This is a genomic window from Streptomyces sp. NPDC002623, assembly GCF_053592635.1.
In genome coordinates this window covers 1-1355 of the sequence record NZ_JBSFWB010000108.1, presented here as the reverse complement: position 1 = coordinate 1355, position 1355 = coordinate 1, and the positions used below count along the sequence as shown (strand labels likewise).

Here is a 1355-nt window from a genome sequence, read left to right as displayed (position 1 = left end):
ACGAGGACGACGATGACCTTCAGTCCTTCGGAGATCATGGTGACGATCTCCTGGGCCATCATCAGGTAGGAGCCGTCGCCGACGAGGACGACGACCTCGCGCGACGGATCGGCCATCTTCGCGCCGACGCCGGCGGCGACCTCGTAGCCCATGCAGGAGTAGGCGTACTCGACGTGGTAGGCCTTCGGATCCCGCGCCCGCCACAGCTGCTGCAGGTCGCCGGGCATGGATCCGGCGGCGTTGATGACGACGGCCCGGTCGTCGAGGACGTCGTTGAGCGCGCCGAGGATCTGCGTCTGGGCCGGCAGGTCGCCGGTGTTGCGGTCCGGGGCGAAGCACTCCTCCTCGATCTCCCGTGTCCGGGCGATGAGTTGACGGGTGCGGCGGCGGTATTCGTCGGGGACTTCCCAGCCGGTCAGGGCGGCGGCCAGCGCCTGGATTCCGAGGCGGGCGTCGGCGACCAGGGGTTCTGCTGAGTGTTTGACGGCGTCGAGGCGGGCGACGTTGAGGTTGACGAAGGTGATGTCGGGGTTGGCGAAGACGGTGTGGCTGGCGGTGGTGAAGTCGGAGTAGCGGGTGCCGATGCCCAGGACGACGTCGGCCTCGCGGGCGAGTTCGTTGGCCGCGTAGGCGCCGGTGGAGCCGATGCCGCCGACGGCGCAGGGGTGGTCCCAGGCGACGGCGCCCTTGCCCGCGTGCGTGTCCGCGACCGGAATGCCGGTGCCTTCGGCGAAGGCCCGCAGTGCCGTCTCCGCACCCGAGTAGACGGCCCCGCCGCCGGCCACGATGAGCGGCTTCTTCGCGCCGCGCAGGAGGCGTGCGGCCCGCTCGACGGCGGCGGGTTCGGGCACGGGCCGGCCCACGTGCCACACCCGGCGCCGGAAGAACTCGACCGGCCAGTCGTGGGCCTCGGCCTGCACGTCCTGGGGCAGGGCGAGGGTGACGGAGCCGGTCTCGACGGGGTCGGTCAGCACCCGCATGGCCGCCAGCGCGGCCGGGATCAACTGCTCGGGGCGCTGGATGCGGTCGAAGTACTTCGAGACGGCGCGGAAGGCGTCGTTGACGGTGACGTCCCCGCCCCGGCTGTCCTCCAGCTGCTGGAGCACCGGGTCGGCGGCCCGGGTGGCGAACATGTCGGACGGCAGCAGGAGCACGGGCAGCCGGTTGGTGGTGGCCAGTGCGGCGCCGGTGATCATGTTGGTGGAGCCGGGTCCGGTGGAGGCGGTGCAGGCGAAGGCGGCGAGGCGGTCGCGCATTTTGGCGTAGGCGACGGAGGCGTGGACCATGCCCTGTTCGTTGCGGGCGAGGTAGTAGGGCAGGTCGGCCTCGCCGGTGGTGGCGGCCTGGAGGAGGGC

General features: G+C 71.7%; 1 protein-coding gene. It reads right to left on the bottom strand.

Features of this window, described 5'->3' with window-relative positions:
* On the bottom strand, positions 1-1355 hold a 1355-nt coding region (locus tag ACWD4O_RS48740), incomplete at both ends, for a thiamine pyrophosphate-dependent enzyme (RefSeq protein WP_451289592.1).